Annotated in this window: 19 protein-coding genes; 9 read left to right on the top strand and 10 right to left on the bottom strand. The window is 68.7% G+C overall.

All coding sequences use genetic code 11. The annotated features are described in order from the left end of the window. Nucleotides 1–181: 181 nt before the first annotated feature. From prfA to AC3XYG_RS30150, 5 genes are all read right to left on the bottom strand, one after another. Nucleotides 182–1,261, bottom strand: coding sequence for a peptide chain release factor 1 (gene prfA, locus AC3XYG_RS30170; RefSeq protein WP_489143575.1), 1,080 nt, complete (start codon nt 1,259–1,261; stop codon nt 182–184). Nucleotides 1,262–1,375: 114 nt separating this feature from the next. Next, a complete protein-coding gene (gene ispG / locus AC3XYG_RS30165; RefSeq protein WP_489143574.1) occupies nt 1,376–2,515 on the bottom strand; it encodes a flavodoxin-dependent (E)-4-hydroxy-3-methylbut-2-enyl-diphosphate synthase in 1,140 nt (379 codons plus the stop codon). Nucleotides 2,516–2,707: 192 nt separating this feature from the next. After that, the gene (locus tag AC3XYG_RS30160) at nt 2,708–3,826 is read right to left on the bottom strand and encodes a RodZ domain-containing protein (protein WP_489143573.1); all 1,119 of its coding nucleotides are present in this window, start codon (nt 3,824–3,826) and stop codon (nt 2,708–2,710) included. Between the two features lie 158 nt (nt 3,827–3,984). Continuing rightward, nucleotides 3,985–6,267 (bottom strand): phosphoenolpyruvate--protein phosphotransferase, encoded by a 2,283-nt coding sequence (gene ptsP / locus AC3XYG_RS30155; protein ID WP_489143572.1) that lies wholly within the window; start codon nt 6,265–6,267, stop codon nt 3,985–3,987. 13 nt (nt 6,268–6,280) lie between these two features. Further along, on the bottom strand, nt 6,281–7,501 hold the full coding sequence (locus AC3XYG_RS30150; protein WP_489143571.1) for an aspartate kinase: 1,221 nt from the start codon (nt 7,499–7,501) through the stop codon (nt 6,281–6,283). 124 nt (nt 7,502–7,625) lie between these two features. Between AC3XYG_RS30150 and ubiG the strand changes: the two genes are divergently transcribed. The 4 genes from ubiG (at nt 7,626) to AC3XYG_RS30130 (ending at nt 11,539) form a co-directional block, all read left to right on the top strand. Then, nucleotides 7,626–8,369: a bifunctional 2-polyprenyl-6-hydroxyphenol methylase/3-demethylubiquinol 3-O-methyltransferase UbiG gene (ubiG, locus tag AC3XYG_RS30145; protein WP_489143570.1), complete on the top strand. Its 744-nt coding sequence runs from the start codon at nt 7,626–7,628 to the stop codon at nt 8,367–8,369. Between the two features lie 35 nt (nt 8,370–8,404). After that, complete coding sequence (locus AC3XYG_RS30140; RefSeq protein ID WP_489143569.1) at nt 8,405–9,319, top strand: NAD-dependent epimerase/dehydratase family protein; 915 nt, start codon at nt 8,405–8,407, stop codon at nt 9,317–9,319. A gap of 133 nt (nt 9,320–9,452) precedes the next feature. Next, nucleotides 9,453–10,595: a glycosyltransferase family 4 protein gene (locus tag AC3XYG_RS30135; RefSeq protein ID WP_489143568.1), complete on the top strand. Its 1,143-nt coding sequence runs from the start codon at nt 9,453–9,455 to the stop codon at nt 10,593–10,595. Further along, nucleotides 10,583–11,539: an NAD-dependent epimerase/dehydratase family protein gene (locus AC3XYG_RS30130; protein ID WP_489143567.1), complete on the top strand. Its 957-nt coding sequence runs from the start codon at nt 10,583–10,585 to the stop codon at nt 11,537–11,539. Before AC3XYG_RS30135 ends, AC3XYG_RS30130 begins: the two co-directional genes overlap by 13 nt. Before the next feature lie 68 nt (nt 11,540–11,607). Here AC3XYG_RS30130 and AC3XYG_RS30125 read toward each other — a convergent pair whose 3' ends face one another. From AC3XYG_RS30125 to AC3XYG_RS30115, 3 genes are all read right to left on the bottom strand, one after another. Next, a complete protein-coding gene (locus tag AC3XYG_RS30125) occupies nt 11,608–12,564 on the bottom strand; it encodes a hypothetical protein (protein ID WP_489143566.1) in 957 nt (318 codons plus the stop codon). Beyond that, the gene (locus tag AC3XYG_RS30120; RefSeq protein WP_489143565.1) at nt 12,561–13,898 is read right to left on the bottom strand and encodes a hypothetical protein; all 1,338 of its coding nucleotides are present in this window, start codon (nt 13,896–13,898) and stop codon (nt 12,561–12,563) included. The genes AC3XYG_RS30125 and AC3XYG_RS30120 overlap by 4 nt, the downstream gene beginning before the upstream one ends. Nucleotides 13,899–14,152: 254 nt before the next feature. Then, complete coding sequence (locus AC3XYG_RS30115; RefSeq protein ID WP_489143564.1) at nt 14,153–14,578, bottom strand: DUF1178 family protein; 426 nt, start codon at nt 14,576–14,578, stop codon at nt 14,153–14,155. A gap of 30 nt (nt 14,579–14,608) precedes the next feature. Between AC3XYG_RS30115 and AC3XYG_RS30110 the strand changes: the two genes are divergently transcribed. The 5 genes from AC3XYG_RS30110 (at nt 14,609) to AC3XYG_RS30090 (ending at nt 17,701) form a co-directional block, all read left to right on the top strand. Continuing rightward, nucleotides 14,609–15,250, top strand: coding sequence for a class I SAM-dependent methyltransferase (locus AC3XYG_RS30110; protein ID WP_489143563.1), 642 nt, complete (start codon nt 14,609–14,611; stop codon nt 15,248–15,250). 79 nt (nt 15,251–15,329) lie between these two features. Then, nucleotides 15,330–15,617 (top strand): Gfo/Idh/MocA family protein, encoded by a 288-nt coding sequence (locus AC3XYG_RS30105; protein WP_489143562.1) that lies wholly within the window; start codon nt 15,330–15,332, stop codon nt 15,615–15,617. An 87-nt stretch (nt 15,618–15,704) separates the two neighbouring features. Continuing rightward, complete coding sequence (locus AC3XYG_RS30100) at nt 15,705–16,334, top strand: Gfo/Idh/MocA family protein (protein ID WP_489143561.1); 630 nt, start codon at nt 15,705–15,707, stop codon at nt 16,332–16,334. After that, nucleotides 16,331–17,023, top strand: coding sequence for a gamma-glutamylcyclotransferase (locus tag AC3XYG_RS30095; protein WP_489143560.1), 693 nt, complete (start codon nt 16,331–16,333; stop codon nt 17,021–17,023). Before AC3XYG_RS30100 ends, AC3XYG_RS30095 begins: the two co-directional genes overlap by 4 nt. A 117-nt stretch (nt 17,024–17,140) precedes the next feature. Beyond that, complete coding sequence (locus AC3XYG_RS30090) at nt 17,141–17,701, top strand: methyltransferase family protein (RefSeq protein WP_489143559.1); 561 nt, start codon at nt 17,141–17,143, stop codon at nt 17,699–17,701. Nucleotides 17,702–17,711: 10 nt separating this feature from the next. On the opposite strand, the gene AC3XYG_RS30085 is transcribed toward AC3XYG_RS30090, so the two are convergent. Together AC3XYG_RS30085 and AC3XYG_RS30080 are read right to left on the bottom strand one after the other, a co-directional pair. Further along, nucleotides 17,712–18,164 (bottom strand): MarR family winged helix-turn-helix transcriptional regulator, encoded by a 453-nt coding sequence (locus AC3XYG_RS30085; RefSeq protein ID WP_489143558.1) that lies wholly within the window; start codon nt 18,162–18,164, stop codon nt 17,712–17,714. Further along, nucleotides 18,161–18,397, bottom strand: a 237-nt coding sequence (locus AC3XYG_RS30080; RefSeq protein ID WP_489143557.1) for an EVE domain-containing protein, incomplete at its 5' end; no start/stop codon positions are given. The genes AC3XYG_RS30085 and AC3XYG_RS30080, both read right to left, overlap by 4 nt.

The following is an 18,397-nucleotide window of genomic DNA, read 5'->3' as shown; positions in this document are numbered from 1 at the left end:
GAGGTTGTCGACGCCGGAGCCTGAGATGACGTGTTGTGGTTTGACCCGAAGGGTCGGACTCGTTCGCGCGCGGACGCGCGCAGCCCCCTCCCACTACCCCCCTCCCGCTGGGGGATGGGGGACTTGAAGGGATTGCGGCCGTCGAGACGGGAATGCCCAGGCAGGCCTTCGGTCGCCATGCTCAGGGCTGGTCGGCCAGCGCGGCGAGGCGGGCGGCTTCGTCTTCGGCGATCAGCGCCTCGACCAGCTCGTCCAGCGCTTCGCCCGCCAGCACCCGCTCGATCTTGTAGAGGGTCAGGTTGATGCGGTGGTCGGTCACGCGCCCCTGCGGGAAATTGTAGGTGCGGATCCGTTCCGACCGGTCGCCGGAGCCGACCTGGCTCTTGCGGTCGGCGGCGCGCACCGCGTCCTTCGCAGCCCGTTCGGCCTCGTACAGCCGGGCGCGCAGGATCTTCATCGCCTTGGCGCGGTTCTTGTGCTGCGATTTCTCGTCCTGCATCACCACCACGATGCCGGTGGCGAGATGGGTGATGCGGACGGCGCTTTCGGTCTTGTTGACGTGCTGGCCGCCGGCGCCCTGGGCCCGGAACACGTCGATCCGCAGATCCTTGTCGTCGATCTGGATGTCGACCTCCTCCGCCTCCGGCAGCACCGCCACGGTGGCGGCGGAGGTGTGGATGCGGCCCTGGGTCTCGGTCTCCGGCACGCGCTGGACGCGGTGCGCGCCACTTTCGAATTTCAGCCGGGCGAAGACGCTGCGGCCGTTGATCTCCGCCGACGCTTCCTTGTAGCCGCCCAGCGGCGTCTCGGCGATGTCGAGCACCTCGAAGCGCCAGCCGCGGATCGCGGCATAGCGCTGGTACATCCGGAACAGATCGGCGGCGAACAGCGCCGCCTCGTCGCCGCCGGTGCCGGCCCGGACTTCGAGAATGGCGTTGCGGTCGTCCGCCTCGTCCTTGGGCAGCAGCAGGACCTGCACCCGCCGCTCCAGCCCCGGCAGGGAATCGCGCAGGGTGAACAGCTCGTCCTGCGCCAGGCTGCGCATCTCCGGATCGGTCTCGGCCGCCACCATGGTTTCCAGCTCGGCCAGCTCCGCCCGGGCGCGGTGCAGCGCCGAGATCTCCTCGGCGATCGGCTCGAGCTCGGAATATTCCTTGGAGAAGGCGGTGAACTGGTCCGGCGTCAGCTTGCCGGTGCCCATGCCGTCGCGCAGCTCCGCGACGCGGGACAGGACACGATTCAGGTTTTCGTCGAGATGCACGGAATTCTCAGGGCGCAGGAACACGGATCAATCGGGCGACGGCAGCACGGATTGAAGGCCCGCTAGCGGCCGGACAGGCGCCGCTTCATTCCGCAGCCCGATCGATGATCGATTTCATTCCGCCGCCTGGGCCGCCGCTGCTTCGGCTTCCGCCCGCTCGGCATCGATCTGCCGGGCCTTGTCCTCGACCAGCGAGACCAGGTGATCGACGATGCCCTCATCCTTCAGCCGGTGATTCGGCAGGCCGTTGATGTAGACCTGATGCGTGCCCTTGCCGCCGCCGGTGAAGCCGATGTCGGTCATCGTCGCTTCGCCCGGGCCATTGACGACGCAGCCGATCACCGAAACGGTCATCGGTGTGGTGATATGCGACAGGCGCTGTTCCAGCACCTCGACCGTCTTGATGACGTCGAATTGCTGCCGGGCGCAGGACGGGCAGGAGATGATGTTGACGCCGCGGTGGCGCAGGCCAAGCGACTTCAGCAGGTCGAAGCCGACCTTGATCTCTTCCACCGGGTCGGCGGAGAGCGAGACCCGCACCGTGTCGCCGATGCCGGCCCACAGCAGCATGCCCAGGCCGACCGACGACTTCACCGTGCCGCTGCGCAGGCCGCCGGCCTCGGTCACGCCGATGTGCAAGGGGTAGTCGCAGGCCTCGGCCAGCGCCTGGTAGGCGGCGACGGCGAGGAACACGTCCGACGCCTTGCACGAGATCTTGAAGTTGAAGAAGTCGTGATCCTCGAGGATCCGGATGTGGTTGAGGGCCGATTCGACCATCGCCTCCGGACAGGGCTCGCCGTACTTCTCCAGCAGCTCCCGCTCCAGCGAGCCGGCATTGACGCCGATCCGCATCGAGCAGCCATTGTCCTTGGCGGCCCGCACCACCTCCGCCACCCGCTCCTTCGAGCCGATGTTGCCGGGGTTGATGCGCAGGCAGGCGGCACCGTTCTGGGCCGCCTCGATGCCGCGCTTATAGTGGAAGTGGATGTCCGCCACGATCGGCACGGTCACTTCCGGCACGATGAACTTCAGCGCGGCGCTGGATTCCTCGTCCGGGCAGGAGACGCGGACGATGTCCGCCCCGGCGATCTCGAGCTGACGGATCTGATCGATCGTGCCCTGGATATCCGTCGTCCGGGTGTTGGTCATCGACTGCACCGTGATCGGTGAGTCGCCACCAACCGGCACCTTGCCGACATGGATCAGGCGGGATTTCCGGCGTTCGATCTGGCGATAGGCGCGGACGGCGCTCATGACAGGACCTTGGGTGATACGGCGTTTGTTTCGCGACAACATGGCCCGACAGCGGCGTTCCTGCAATCCACAGGGTGCCGATGCGACCAAACGCATGATAGCCCGGCGTGGGCCGCATCCCAAATCCGGCGGGATCCGACCGGGGCGAAGGCCCCGCGGCCGGGGCCGCCCAGGGTCAATCCATCGACCAGGTCAATTCACGGCCGGCTGGCCGCCGCGGAGCTTCTGCGCGTCGAGCACGATGTTGCGCACGACCTGGCCCGGGGCGCCGAGCGACTGGCCGGGCTGGCCGTCGACCTCGATCTGCAGGCCGCCGGCATTGCCGGTGGTCAGGCGCTGGCCGTCGGTCGGCGGCACATTGTAGGTCTCGCCCGCGGCCATCACCCGGGTCATCACCAGCCCGCCCTGGCGGTCGCGGACCTGGACCCAGCTGTCGGCGGTGGCACGCAGCACGATGTGGCCGTCGCCCGCCGCCGGCGCCGGCAGGGCCGCGGCCGGCGGCTCGTTCGCCAGGGCAGCGCCCAGCGGCCGGTCGGCCAGGGACGGAATTGCGGGCGGAACCGCGGGAATGGCGAGGGCGGCGGTCTGGGTTTCGGCCGGGGTGGCCAAAGCCGGCGTGCCCGCCGGCGCGGTCGGGCCCGGAACCACGGGGCCGGCGGTCATCCGTTCGCCGGGGCCGGGTTCGGCCGGCGTCAGGGCCGTCTGCAAAGCGGGGGCGCTGTCGTTCGGGGCGGCCGGCTGCACCACCGGGCCCGGATTGGCCGAAGGCTGCGGATTGCCGTCCAGCAGGGCGGTGAACCGCTCCGGCAGCGCCGCGATCTCGGCCGCGACGTCACGGTTGGCGGAGGAAAGATAGTACCAGCCGGCGTAGGACAGGCCGCCGATCAGCACCGCGATCATCAGGATGGCACCGCCCGGGATGCGGCTGCCTTCGGGCACCGGCGCCGGGAAGACGAGGTTCGGCTTCTTCTCGACGACGGTCGATTCCTGCTTGAAGCGCGCGACCATCTGGTCGCCGTCGAAGCCGAGGAATTCCGCATAGGTGCGGACGAAGCCGATGGCGTAGACCGGTCCGGGAAGGTCCTCGTGGCGCCCTTCCTCGATCGCACGCAACAGGGCGTGGCGAATGCGCAGGGTCGCGGCGACGTCGAACAGGGAGTAACCCGTCTGTTCGCGGGCCTGGGCCAGAATCCGGCCGACCGGGGCGTTCATGTCGATCACGTCATCCGCCGTTGCATCCTCAGGCAAGCCGTCGCCGGCCCCCGATTCTTCATGCACCACGGAAAGATGTTTGCGGTTGCTCTGGGCCATGTCTTCGAGCCGCTTCGTGCTGACCGATAATGTTGCAGATGAACGTCCGCTTGTCGCCCTGTCATGTTGTCGAGGCCCACTCCCCCCACGACGAAGACGATGATCTTTATTTAGACGATTCCGCCCGGACGGCAAAACGAATCCGGGCCTACGTCACATTATATTATGACATCGTGGTCCCGTGCATAGGCCCGAATCAACGGGCGCAGCGATCCCCGCGCCCCGGTCCGCACATCGGCCAGCCAGCTGGAGAACGGGTCGAGATCCAGGCTGCGAACCATGGTGCGGACGGCACCGATCGCGGTGGCCGGCATCGACAAGGTGCGAAATCCTAATCCCAGCAACGTCATAGCCTCGATCGGCCGCGACGCCATCTCGCCACATAGGCTGACCTTGCGGCCGACGGCGTTGCCGCGGGACACCACCTCGGCCAGCGCCGCGAGCAGGCCGGGCGACAGCGTGTCGTAGCGCTGCGCCACGCGGGTGTTGGTGCGGTCGGCGGCATAGAGATACTGCATCAGGTCGTTCGATCCGACCGAAACGAAGTCCGCGACTCCGAGCACCTGGTCGAGCTGCCACAGCAGCGACGGCACCTCGATCATCACGCCGACGCTGATCTCGGGCGACACCGGCACGTCCCGCGCCGCGGCCCGGGCCAGCTCGCGGTCGAACAGGCCCTTGGCGGCGTCCAGCTCACCGACATCGGAGACCATCGGGAACATCACCCCGAACGGGCGCCCGGCGGCGCCCTGGATCAGCGCCCGCAGCTGCTGCCGCAGCATCGCCGGGCGGTCGAGGCCGATGCGGATGGCGCGCCAGCCCAGCGCCGGGTTCTCCTCATCCATCTCGGCGAAATAGGGCAGCCGCTTGTCGCCGCCGACATCGAGGGTGCGGAACACCACCGGCCGGCCTTCCGCCAGGTCGATGACCCGGGCGTAAAGATCGGTCTGGGTGGCGACGCTGGGATATTCCGACCGCACCATGAACGGGATCTCGGTGCGGTACAGGCCGATGCCGTCGGCCCCGACCGCATCGAGATGCGGCATGTCGGACAAGAGGCCGGCATTCAGCATCAGCGACACCGCCACGCCGTCCTGCGTCACCGCCGGCAGCCGCGCCTCTTCGGCATAGAGGCGACGCTGGCCGACCTGGGTCTGGATCGCCTTGGTGATGGTGTCGATCACGTCTTCCGACGGGCGGACGAAGACGTTGCCGTGGTCGCCGTCGACGACGATCGGGTCCAGCGGCTCGATCAGCCGCATCGCCTCGATGCAGCGGCCGACCACCGGGATATCGAGGGCACGGGCGATGATCGCGACATGGCTGGTGGCCGACCCTTCTTCCAGCACCAGGCCGCGCAGCTTGCGCCGGTCGTAGTCCAGCAGTTCCGCCGGGCCGATGGCGCGGGCGATCAGGATCATGTCGTCCGGCAGGGTGCCGAGTGCCGCGGCGGAGGTGCGGCCGGCCAAGTGCAGCAGCAGGCGGTTGGCCAGGTCGTCGAAATCGGCCATCCGCTCGCGCAGATAGGGGTCGTTGACCCGCGCCATGCGGGCCGCCATGTCGTTCTGCACCCGCTGCACCGCGGCCTCGGCCGACAGGCCGGTGTCGATCGCCTCGTGGATCCGGTTCAGCCAGCCGCGATCCTCGGCGAACATACGATAGGTCTCGAGGATGTCCTCGCCCTCGCCGATGCCGCCGGCGCGGTGGTCGGCCACCAGGTCGTCGAGCGACCGGTGCATGTGCTCGACCGCCTGGCGCAACCGCTCGATTTCGGCCACCGGATCGTCGGCGATCATCTGCCGCACGGTGATCTGGGTCCGGTGCAGCACCGCCAGCCCCTGGGCCAGGCCGCCGCTGAGGGCGAGGCCGTGCAGCCGGGTGGGCAGCGACACGGCGGTCGGGCTGGCCACCTCGCCCGGGCGCGCGATCTCGCCGCCGACGATCAGCTCGGCCACCACCATGGCGATGGTCTCGAGCGTCTCGACCTCATCCTCGGAATAGTTGCGCCGCATCTGATTCTGGATGATCAGCACGCCACGGACCTTGCCGCCGCGCAGGATCGGCACGCCCATCCACGATTCATACGGGTCTTCGCCGGTTTCCGGGCGATAGGCGAATTTCGGATGGCTGGGCGCGTTGGCGATGGCGAGCGACCGGGCCGACGCCGCGACCTCGCCGACCAGACCCTCCCCGACCCGCAGCCGGGTGCGGTGCACGGCGTCGGGGTTGAGGCCGATGGTTGCGAACAGCTCCAGCACGTCGCCCGGGCGGGAGACGTAGCAGGAGCAGACTTCGGCCACCATCTCGGCCGCGATCAGGGTGACGATCTTGTCGAGGCGCGACTGCGCGGTGCCCGACCCCGCCATGACGTCGCGCAGGCGGGCCAACAGCCGGCGCGACGGGCCGATGCCCGGGGCGGGTCCTCCCGCCGGCCGGGTCATCAGGCCGGCCCCATCAGGCCTTGTCCAGGCCGTAGGCAGTGTGGAGCGCGCGGACCGCCAGCTCGGTGTACTGCTCGGCGACCAGCACGCTGATCTTGATCTCCGAGGTCGAGATCACCTGGATGTTGATCCCGTTCTCGGCCAACGCCTTGAACATGCGCTGGGCGACGCCGGCATGGCTGCGCATGCCGACGCCGATCACCGAGATCTTCACCACGTTCTCGTCGGGGATCAGGTGGCTGTAGCCCAGCCCGTCCTTGAACTGGGACAGCACCTTGACCGCGCGTTCCAGATCCGCCTTGCCGACGGTGAAGGTGAGATCCGTCGCCTGGCCGTCCTCGGAGATGTTCTGGACGATCATGTCGACATTGATATTGGCATCGGTCAGCGGCCCAAAGATCGAAGCCGCAACGCCCGGCCGGTCCGGCACGCGCACCACGGTGATCTTCGCCTCGTCACGGCTGTACGCGATCCCGCTGACGACCTCTTTCTCCACGATCTCGTCCTCGTCCACCACCAGGGTTCCGGGCACGTCTTCGAAGCTGGACAGGACCTGGACCCGGACGCGATGGTTCATCGCCATCTCGACCGAACGGGTCTGCAGGACCTTGGCGCCGAGCGACGCCATCTCCAGCATCTCTTCATACGTGATCTTATCGAGCTTCCGCGCCTTGCGCACGATCCGCGGATCGCAGGTGTAGACGCCATCGACATCGGTGTAGATGTCGCAGCGATCCGCCTTCAGCGCCGCGGCCAGCGCCACCGCCGAGGTGTCCGAGCCGCCGCGGCCGAGCGTGGTGATCCGGCCGGAGGACGCGACGCCCTGGAAGCCGGCGATCACAGCGACCTCGCCGCGCGCCATCGACTCCTCGATCTGCTTCGCGTCGATGTCGAGGATCCGGGCCTTGGCATGCGCGCTGTCGGTGTGGATCGCCACCTGCCAGCCCTGGAAGGACCGCGCCGGCAGGCCGATCTCCTGCAGCGCAAGCGCCAACAGGCCCGATGTCACCTGTTCGCCCGAGGCGACCACGGCATCGTATTCGCGCGGATCATGCAGGGGCGCGATGTCGTTGCAGTACTTCACCAGCTGGTTGGTGACGCCGGTCATCGCCGACACCACCACAGCCACCTGGTTGCCGCGCGCGACCTCCGCCTGGACGCGGCGCGCGACATTCTTGATCCGCTCGACATCGGCGACCGACGTGCCGCCAAACTTCTGAACAATGCGCGCCATCGGCCGCCGCGGTTTGCAGTGACAGGGATGCCCCACGCGGGTATGCCGCCATTGCGGCCGTGAAGCCCGCTACCCATACTGCGTCACCGGCACCGACGCAACTCAGACGCGAGGACTTTTCCCGATGGCGCAAAGCCCGGCGGCGACGATCGATTCCGCCGAGATCGCCCGCTTCGAATCGATGGCGGCGGAATGGTGGGACCAGGATGGCGCTGCCCGGCCGCTGCACCGGATGAATCCGCTGCGGATCGGCTATGTCAGGGACCGGATCTGCGCCCGGCTGGGCCGTGACCCGCTGGCGCCGAAACCGTTGGCCGGGCTGAAGATTCTCGACGTCGGCTGCGGCGGCGGCCTGCTGTCGGAGCCGATGGCCCGGCTGGGCGCCCAGGTCACCGGCGTCGATGCCGGGGCCGAGGCGATCGGCGTCGCCCGCGCCCACGCGGCGGAGTCCGGCCTCGACATCGACTATCGCTGCACCAGCGCGGAGGATCTCGCCGCCTCCGGCGCGCGGTTCGACGCGGTGCTGGCGCTGGAGATCGTCGAGCATGTCGCCGATGTCGACGCCTTCTGCGGCGCTTTGTCCGGCCTGCTGCGCCCGGGCGGCACGCTCGTCATGTCGACCCTGAACCGCACCCGGCGGAGCTGGGTGGTCGCCATCCTCGGGGCGGAGGTGGTGCTGCGGATGATCCCGCGCGGCACCCATGACTGGAAGAAGTTCCTGAAACCGCATGAGCTGGCGGCGGCGCTGCGCCGGGCCGGGCTGGCGGTGCACGACATCGCCGGCATGGTGCCGGATCCCCGCGACGGCACCTGGCGGCTGGCGTCGCAGGCCCTGGCCGTCAACTACATCCTGACCGCGGCCCGGTGACATGATCCTGGTGCCCCCGTGATCGTGGTGCCCCGATGATCGTCGTGACGGGCAGCGCCGGCTATCTCGGGTCGCGCATCGTCACCTCGCTGCTGCTGACCGGCCCGATGGCCGGGATCGACCGGGTCGAGGCGCCGACCGTCACCCACCGCGCCGACATCCTGGACCAGGCGACCCTGGCCCGGGCCTTCCGCGGCGCCCGCGCGGTCATCCATACCGCCGGGCTGAATGGCGGCCCGGGCGCACCGGCCTCGACCGACCGGATGCGGCAGGTCAATGTCGGCGGCACCGCGGCGGTGATCGCGGCAGCCCGCGCGGCCGGGGTGCGGCGCCTGGTGCTGACCAGCACCACCGCCCTCTATGGCGGCGCCATCCGGGCCGCCGAGGAGGCCGTCTGGGTGACCGAGACGCTGCCGGCGGCGCCGGAGACGCTGTACGAGGAGACCAAGCACGACGCCGAAGCCCTGGTGCTGGCCGCGGCGGACGGGTTCCCGGATGGCTGCATGATCCTGCGCTGCGGCCGGTTCTTCCCGGTCCCGCCGAACCAGGCGGTCAACGACCGGCTGTATCGCGGGGTCGACCTGCGCGACGTCGCCGCCGCGCATATCCTCGCTGCCGGCCATATCCTCGCTGCCGGAAGCACCGTCGGCCAGGATCCAGGCGGCGGCACCCATGTCCTGAACATCGCCGCCGACAGCGCCTTCGCCCGGGAGGATTGCCGGCAGCTGCGGCGCGATCCGGTGCCGGTCCTGCGCCGGCGCCATCCCTTCCTCGAAGGCGCCTACCGCCAGCTCGGCTGGCAGCTGCCCGCCTCGATCGACCGGGTCTATTCGATCGAAGCAGCCCGGCGCATCCTGGGCTATGCGCCGCAGCACAATTTCAGGGAGGCGCTGGCGGAGCAGCTGTGGCTCGACGCCTGGCCGCAACGGCCGGAGACGACACCCCGGTAATCCTGCTCCCGGGCCCCTAGGCTGTTTATGTCCGGCCCGGCATTGCCGATTGCACCTGCGGTTTCAGGTCTCTAATATTCGAAGAAAATTGCATAGGCCCATCATATTTTTATGAATGATCTGGTGAGCTCGCATGAATATCGGGATTTTTACCGAGTTGTATCCGCCGAGCATTGGGGGCCAGGAAGTACGTTTTGCTGAACTTGCGCAAGTATTACACGAGCGCGGGCATGATGTCTCTGTCTACTGCATTGCCCATCATCGAGATCTGCCCACGGATGAAACAGTATGCGGCATTGAGGTCCACCGGTTCCCCGTCGACGAACATTACCAGCGACCGCAATCCCGGCTGCTGCCGCGAAACCCGATTACGATCCTGAAATACGCCCATCGCGTGCGCCGGGTGCTGAAGGCCCGCGATTTCGACCTGACCCTGTTCAACCAATGGCCGCTGGCCCACATCGCCTTCGCCCCGCGCCGGTCGCGGCAGCGTGCCATCCTGGATTGGTGCGAGGTGCGTGAGGCCGGCTTCTACCGCCTGATGCAGCGCATGCTGCCGCGGCTGAGCGGACAGAACATGGGGGTGGGCCTGGCGGTGTGCGAGCAGATCGGCGCCGCGTCCGGCCGCCCGGTCTTCTACATCCCCAGCGGCATCCGCCGGTCAGCCTATCACGGCCTGCCGGCGGCCGAGCGGCACGGCATCCTGTATCTCGGCCGCATCACCGAACACAAGAACCTGGGCTTCCTGGTCGATGCCTTCGCCCGGCTGAAGGCGGCGGGGCACAACGGGTCCGGCCCCCTCGGCCCGGACGAGCTGCTGATCGCCGGCGACGGGCCGGAACTGGCGGCCCTGCGCGCGCACGCCGCCGCCTCGCCCGTCGCCGGCCAGATCCGCATCCTCGGCCCGGTCACCGACCGGCAGAAGATCGAGCTGTTGGCTTCGGCCCGCCTGCTGGCGATCAGCAGCCGGCGCGAGGGCTTTCCGCGCATCGTGGCCGAGGCGATGGCCAGCGGCCTGCCCGTCGTGACCGCAGCCTTCCCGGAGAACGGCACCAGCGGGGTGGTGTCGCATTATGGCTGCGGCGTGGTCACCGCCCCTGATATCGACGCCTTTGCCGGCGGGCTGAGCGCCGCCGCGGATCGATGGGATGATTTCTCACGGCAGGGCCTGTCCCGCGCCGATGAACTGGATTGGCAGACCCTCGCGCATCAGATCGAGAGCCGAGCCGGTTATGATATTTCCAAGGCGAAGGTTCAGGATTCATGCGCATCCTGATCACCGGGGCTGCGGGGTTCATCGGCAGCCAGATCACCCGGCGCCTGGCGCGGGATGGGCACGAGATCCTGGCGATCGACAACCTGTCCTTCGGCCGTGAAAGCACCCTGCCCGAAACGACGGTCCTCAAGCGGCTGAACATCGGCACCTGCGCCAGCGGCGACCTGACGGACGCGGTCGAGGCGTTCCAGCCTGACGGGGCCATCCATTTCGCCGCGATCCACTTCATTCCCTATTGCATGAGCCACCCCGACGAGACTTTCGCCACCAATGTCCGGGGCACCGAGCTGGTGCTGCGGGCGCTGGAGCGGACGCCGGCGCGCAAGGTCGTCTTCGCCTCGACGATGGACTTCTACGCCCCGGTCGACCGCGTGCATCGGGAGGTCGATCCGGCGGCGCCGGTCAATGCCTACGGCCTGTCCAAGCTGCTGGGCGAAAACCTGCTCGCCTACGCGACGCGGGGCAACGACCGGCTGTCCGGCGTGGCCCTGCGCTTCGCCAATGCCTTCGGGCCGGGCGAGACCAACCCGCACCTGATCCCCGATGCGCTGAAACGCGTGCGCGACAAGTCACAGCCCGAGATTCGCATGGGCTATCTCGGCGCCACTCGCGACTTCATCCATATCTACGACATCGTTGACGCCGCAATCGCCGCCTTGTTCAAGGATACCGGCCGGTTCGAGGTGTTCAACGTCGCCTCGTCCATCGCGACGCCGGTGCGCAGCGTGGTCGAGATCATCAAACGGCTCGAGGGCGATCGGCGGGCGATCGTCGAGGACCAAAAGCAGTTCCGCAAATTCGACCGGCCGTCGCTGTCGGCCGACACGGCAAAGATCCGCGCCACGTTGGACTGGGCGCCGAAATGGACCATCGAGGAGGGCTTGCGCGATCTGGTCAAGACCACGCGCGTTTCGGACGCCCGTCTGACCGCCGCACTCGGCTGAGCCGGAGGCGCGGCAACGCCGTGCTCCCGGGGGCGCGGCCCGGGCCGCGCCCCCGCCACTCCGGGCGATTACACCCGGCGCTTGCGGTCCAGGCGGTAGGCGATGCCCGACCCGATCACCAGGCCGATCACCACGGCCAGCACCAGGATCCGCCCCTTCTTGGGCGAACTCGGCTCCGACAGGATTTCGGGCTGTTCCAGGGTCTGCGCGCCGAAGGGCAGGTTGGGCTGGATCAGCATCAGGATCTTCTCCTGGTCCAGGATCAGCCCGATCAGCGTCTGCCGGTAGTCGTTGACGGTGACGCTCTGCAGCCGGCGCTGCAGATATTCGAGCTTGCTCTGCGTCTGCTGGTAGGTGGCCTGTTTGATCTGGTCGTCGGCGTACTGGTAGATGTTGGCCAGCGTCTGGCGCGCTACCTCGGCGTCCTGCGCGTCGATCGACAGGGTCGTGATCGGGGTGTCCCGATCCTGTTCCTGGCTGAGGTTCTTGCGCAGGTATTCTGCAACCGCCTGGGCACTGGTGTCGGCCGTCGTGTCCAGGCCCAGCGCCGCCTTGATCGGCGTGACGATCGACGTGCTTTCCCAGATCTTCTTCTCGTTGTTCCAGCGCAGATCCATCAGGCTTTCGACCAGGCCGGGATGCGCCTTCAGCGCCCCGCCCGTGCCGACCGACGTCAACTGCTTGGAGAACCGGTCGAAATAGGTGACCTGCTCGCTGCCGGCGAGGCTTCCCAGCGAACTCGCCAGCCCCGACCCGCCCGAGTTGCGCAACAGGTCCGACAGCTGCTGCGACGCCTCGGTCGGCATGACGATCAGCCGAGAGGTGTAGCGGATGGGCGACTGGGTGATCCAGGCCACCCCCAGGCCGATCGCGATCGCCACCACCAGTGCCACCAGCCAGCCATAAGCCCAGCTGGCCGCCAGCACGTCCAGCATGAAGGTCGCGTCGGTCCGCCTGCCGTGCGAGGCCGGAGCCGGGGTCGCCGCAGGCGACACGTCGAGAAGGCCCGGGGTTGTCACGGTCATGCCGCACTCGCATTCGGTTGTTGACGCACGCCCTTCAGCCGGGCCAGCGCCATGAAGCCATCGACCACCGCAGCGACGTTCTCATCGGTCATGCTGCCCGGATCATGCACCGGGTCACCGACCCGGCCCGGAAAGGATTGTGCATGCAGCCAGCTCAGGAACGCCAGCGGCTCCATCAGCCCCTCGCGACCCTCGCGGTGCAGCAGGCGCTCGAACGAGGCCCGGTCCAGCACCGACAGGTCGATGGTTCCCGGATTCATCACCGGTTCGAAATACATCGGCGCCAGGGTTGCCGCCTTGCGGCCGAGCAGGGCCGCCTCGAAGGACACGGTGCCCGAGGGCGACAGCACCAGCTGCGCCGCCTCCACCAGCCGGAAAGTGTCGGCATGGGGATCAATCAGGCGCACGCCCGGGATGCGCCGCAGCTCGTCATAGTCGCGCGGCGACCGGACGCCGATGGCGTTGGAGTGTTCCTTGACGTAGATCTCCCAGCCATGCGGGATCAGCCGCGACAGGGCGCGGATATTCTCGACCTGGTCGGCGTTGCGGCCGGCCAGCACATCGATCGACGCCTCCGGCTGCATGTGCAGCGTCACCAGCACGAACGGCCGCTCGCCCGGGATGCCGTCGCGCACGAACGGCCTGCGCCACCGCACCCGATAGGTGTTGATGCTGCGCATGAAGCGCCAGCCGAAGCGGCTGCGGATCCCCGGCAGGGTCTCGTCCCCCGCCGTCTGCCGCGAGAACAGCTGCCGCGCGCCTTCGCCGAACCAGTGGCGGCGGACATGGCGGACCTTGTTGTGGATGTGGAAATAGTAGGGCCGGTGGGCGCGGGATTTCAGCGACTCCAGCAGTTCCCCCGCCATGCGACGGTCGTCGTCGTCAGCGGCGCCGAATTCGACCACCTCCGCCATCGCGATGCCGCGGAAGAAGGCGAAGCGCTCGGACGGGGCCCGGACGGTGAAGGGCGCGAGATAATCCCGGCCGTCCACGGCGCAGAGCAGCGCCGTGACCAGTTCGAAGCCCCAGGTCTCCTCGCCGAAGGCAGCATGGATCTCGTTTTCGGCGATGAAGCGGGCGATCTCGCGCGCAATCACCGCCAGGTAGGTCTTCGCGTGGGGCCGCCTGCGCAGCTGCCGGTCCATCAGGATGATTTCGTTGGCGCTGACGCCCGATTGTTCAAGCCGCGCCAGATGCGGGTCGTCGGCATCGGGCGCCGGGGCCGCCCCCAGCCATTCCGCGCGGAAATCCGCCAGGCACAGGATCCGCTCCGGCTTCGTGCCCCGGCGGATCAGCTCATCCGCCCATCTCCGGCTCGCCGCGATCCAGAACACGTTGATGCCCTGCCCGGCCAGGCCACGGGCAACCCTCTCGAAAAACAGCGTCCGATAGTAATTTGATAAAAAACAAAAATTCATCGTCCCGCGCCGTTCGTCGTGGGCACGTTGCCGGCCACCATACGGCCGGGTCGCGGCCGATCGCCGACACATAACCCAGTAGCGGCAAGCGCAGACGGTGACAAGGCATCACCGCATGGCAGGGGCCGGGAAAGCGTCGGCGGGACGAGAGGCGGCGGGCGGTCTCGGCCTCAGGAGTCGGTGCGGGATACCCAGGGAATGCGGGCGACGCCGATCCCCTCTTCCTCCAGCTCGCGGGCTTCGGTCTCGGTCGCCTCGCCATAGATGTCGCGATGCGCCGCTTCCTCGTAGTGGATCTTGCGGGCTTCATCGGCGAAACGGTCGCCGACATACTCGCAATTCTCCTCGATCTTCTGGCGCAGGGCCTCGAGCTCGCGGCGCGCATCGGCCATGGTGGTGTGGGGCCGCCGCGCCTTGCCGTCCTCGGCCGGCCGCTTGGCGATCGCCGGCGCCATCAGCGCCTTTTCCACCGCGCTGCTGCCGCAGACCGGGCAATTGACCTCACCGGCCGCCACCTGGGTGTCATAGGTGCCGCTGTTCCGGAACCAGGCCTCGAAGCCGTGACCGGCCTCGCATCGCAATTCGTACAGGATCATTCGCGTTCCATGCTCCACAATTGTCATACGATGGTCCACCGGTCAGCCGCAAAGAAAATGACACTTCCACCTGCGCCCACGCTGCATATCCCCCCTGTTTCCGCCTGGGTGGCGCGATTTGCGCCGCTGGTGCCGAAGACGGCACCCATGCTGGATTTGGCCTGCGGCAGCGGCCGCCACCTGCGCCATTTCCGGGCCCACGGCCACGCCGTCGCCGGGGTCGACATCGACCTGCAGGGCGTGGCCGACCTGGCGGGACCCGATGCGCCGGGGGTCGGCTTCGACGGTGTCGAGATCCTGCAGGCGGATATCGAGGCCGGGCCCTGGCCCTTCGCCGGGCGCCGCTTCGCCGGGATCGTCGTCACCAACTACCTGCATCGGCCGCTGCTGCCCGTGCTGATCGATGCCCTGGCCCCCGGCGGGGTCCTGATCTACGAGACCTTCGGCCAGGGCCAGCAGCGCTTCGGCCGCCCCGCCACCCCGGGCCATCTGCTGCAGGCCGGCGAGCTGCTGGCGGCCGTCGCCGGCCGGCTGCAGGTCGTGGCCTATGAGCATGGCGAGGTCGCCTCGCCCCGCGCCGCGGTGGTGCAGCGGCTGTGTGCCGTCGCCGACCTGGAACCGGTCGCGGCGCTGGCCGGGTCGCCCGAGCCGCATCCTTTGCCTGCGCCCTGAGCGCTCCTCGTCCGTCACAAGACGATTTAGGATCGCTTGGATTTGCGAAAAGTCGGGCTTTTGCGAAAAGGAGAACGGCGTGGCCGAAGGAACGATCGTCTGGGGCGTGCTGGGCGCCGCCAAGATCAACGACAAGGTCGTGCCACCGATGACACGGGCGCGGCATTGCCGGGTCAAGGCCATCGCCTCGCGCTCGGCCGGGAAAGCCGCCGCCGCCGCCGAGAAATACGGCCTGCCCGTGGCCTATGACAGCTACGAGGCGCTGCTGGCGGACCCGGAGATCGATGCTGTCTACATCCCGCTGCCGAACCATTTACATGTCGAATGGACGATCAAGGCAGTCGAGGCCGGCAAGCACGTGCTGTGAGAGAAGCCGATCGGGCTGAACGCCGAGGAAGCGAAGCAGCTGATCGCGGCGCGCGACCGCAGCGGCCGCCGCATCCAGGAGGCGTTCATGGTCCGCACCCACCCGCAATGGCTGCGGGTGCGCGAGTTGATCCAGGACGGCACGATCGGCGAGCTGCGCGCCATCACCGGCACCTTCACCTACCGCAACATCGACCCCAATAACATCCGCAACAAGCCGGATATCGGCGGCGGCGGCCTGCTGGACATCGGCTGCTACCCGATCACGACAGCGCGCTTCATCACCGGGCGGGAGCCGCGCCGCGTCGTCGCGCTCTTGGACCGCGACCCGGTGTTCAAGGTCGACCGGCTGGGCAGCGCCCTGTTGGATTTCGACGGCATCCAGGCCAGCTTCGTCTATTCCACCCAGATTCCCGGCTACCAGCGCATGCAGTTCCTGGGCACCAAGGGGCGGATCGAGGTCGAGATTCCGTTCAACGCCCCGAACGACCGGCCCTGCCGCCTGCTGCTGGATGACGGGTCGAGCCTGTTCGGCGAGGGCATCAAGGCGATCGAGATCCCGGCCTGCGACCAGTACGGCGTCGCCGCCACCGCCTTCGCCGAATCGATCCTGGACGGGGGCGAGCAGCCGGTGCCGCTGGAGAACACCCTGGCCAACATGCGGGTGATCGACGCGGTGTTCCGCTCGGCCCATTCCAGCCGTTGGGAGACGCCGTGAGCGACGCCCCATCGGCCGTCCAGACCACGGCCATCACCCGCGAGACGCTGAAAAGCGGCGTGCTGCAGCGGATGATCATCGCCGGCGACCCCACGGCGCAGGTGCTGTCCTTCGAGGATCTGGCCGCATCGCAGCGGGCGATGCTGGCGGCCGAGGGCGCGACCGGCGATGTCTGGGTCTTCGCCTATGGCTCGCTGATCTGGAACCCGGCCTTCCATTTCGTCGAGCGGCGGACCGGGATGATCCATGGCTGGCACCGCCGCTTCTGCCTGTGGACCGCGCTGGGCCGCGGCACGCCGGAGCGGCCGGGGCTGGTGCTGGGGCTGGACCGCGGCGGCACCTGCCGCGGCGTGGTCTTTCGCATCGCCGCCGCAGCGGTGGCGGAGGAGCTGGACCTGATCTGGCGGCGCGAGATGGTCACCGCCTCCTACACCCCGCGCTGGGTCACCGCGGCGACGGCGGACGGGCCGGTGCGGGCCATCACCTTCACCATCAACCGGGCCCAGCCGCGCTATGCCGGCCGGTTGTCGGAGGAGGAAACGGCGCGAGTGCTGGCCCAGGCCGGCGGCCAGCTGGGCAGCTGCGCCGAATATTTCCGGTCGACCTTCGACCACCTGGTCGGGCTGGGCATCCGCGACCACGGGCTGGAGGCGCTGGGCCGGCGCATCGCGGCGATCTGCGGCTGCTGAGGCGTCAGTCGTCGCGGGAGCCGGCGTAACGGCCCCTCACTTGAACGCAGACCTGCGCTCGACCGGCCGCTCGCATCCGGGCTAGCATCGCCGCGGGGGATGAACGCGGAGAAGACCGTGGCCTATGTGATCACCGGCCTTTGGGGCGCGTGGCTCATCTACTGGCGTGTTGCCGCCTTCGGCACCAAGCAGGCGCAGCGCCGGGAATCGGTGGCGTCGCGCGTGTCCCATATCCTGCCGCTGGTCCTGGCGGTGACGTTGTTCCTCCAGCCCGACCTGCTGGGCCCCGGCCTGGGCGCCCCGATCCTGGCACGGCAGGCGGGCTTTGCCCCCGTCGGCGCGCTGCTGGTCGCGGCCGGCCTCGGCTTCGCCGTCTGGGCCCGGCTGCACCTGGCCGGGAACTGGAGCGCCACGGTCACCCTGAAGCAGGACCACGAGCTGATCCGCAGCGGCCCCTACGGCCTGGTCCGCCATCCGATCTACACCGGCGTGCTGCTGGCGGCGCTGGGCACGGTCGTGGCCATCGACAGCTGGAGCGCGCTGATCGCCCTGGCGCTGATGGCCGGCGCCTTCATCCGCAAGATCGTGATCGAGGAGCGGTTCATGCGCGACGCCTTCGGCCCGGCTTATGCCGCCTACGCCAGGAGCACCGCCCGGCTGGTGCCATTCCTGTGGTGACACCGGCCCGTTAGCCGAGGGCCAGCTCCCGCAGCAACGCCATCGCCTCTGCCGCGCGGTCGCCGAGCCGGGCAAAGAAGGCCGCATCCGCCGCTTCCACCGCCGGCACCGCCTGGCGCAGCAGCGCCTGCCCTTCCACCGTCGGCACCGGGGTCTTGGCCCGGTCGTCGGCGCCGCGGCGGCGGCTGACCAGGCCGCGGCCCTCCAGCCCGCGCAGCACCTGCGACACGGTGTTGGCGTCGAGCCGGATGAAGCGCGCGATCTCGATCTGGGTCACCGCCGCCCCCTCCCGCGTCAGCCAGCCGGTGACGGCCAGCACCACGAATTGCGGGTGGGTGAGGCCGAGCGGCGCCAGGGCCGCCTCGACCGCCCGGCGCCAGGCGGTCGAGGCCTGCCAGAGCAGGAAGCCGGGGCTGTCCTCCGGCCCGGCATGGCGGGTGATGCCGGTCCAGTCCGTAGTCACGAGCCGTCTCCGTCGACTGCCGCTCCCATCGCCGCCGCGATCCGGCGGAAATCGGCCTCGGGCACGGCGAAGCAGCCGCGGCGGAAGGGATAGCCCCAGCGCTGCTTGTCCGGCAGGAACGACAGGTCGGGCAGCAGCGGCGCGATCGGCGCCTCCTCGGCCGGCAGCCAGGCGACGTCGCGGCGATAGGCGTGGAAGTCCGCCGTCATCTCGACCTGGTAGGGCGCGCCGGG

Source organism: Inquilinus sp., from assembly GCF_057815775.1.
Note: the sequence above shows the minus strand (reverse complement) of the source record. Positions and strands in the feature narration are given on the sequence as shown.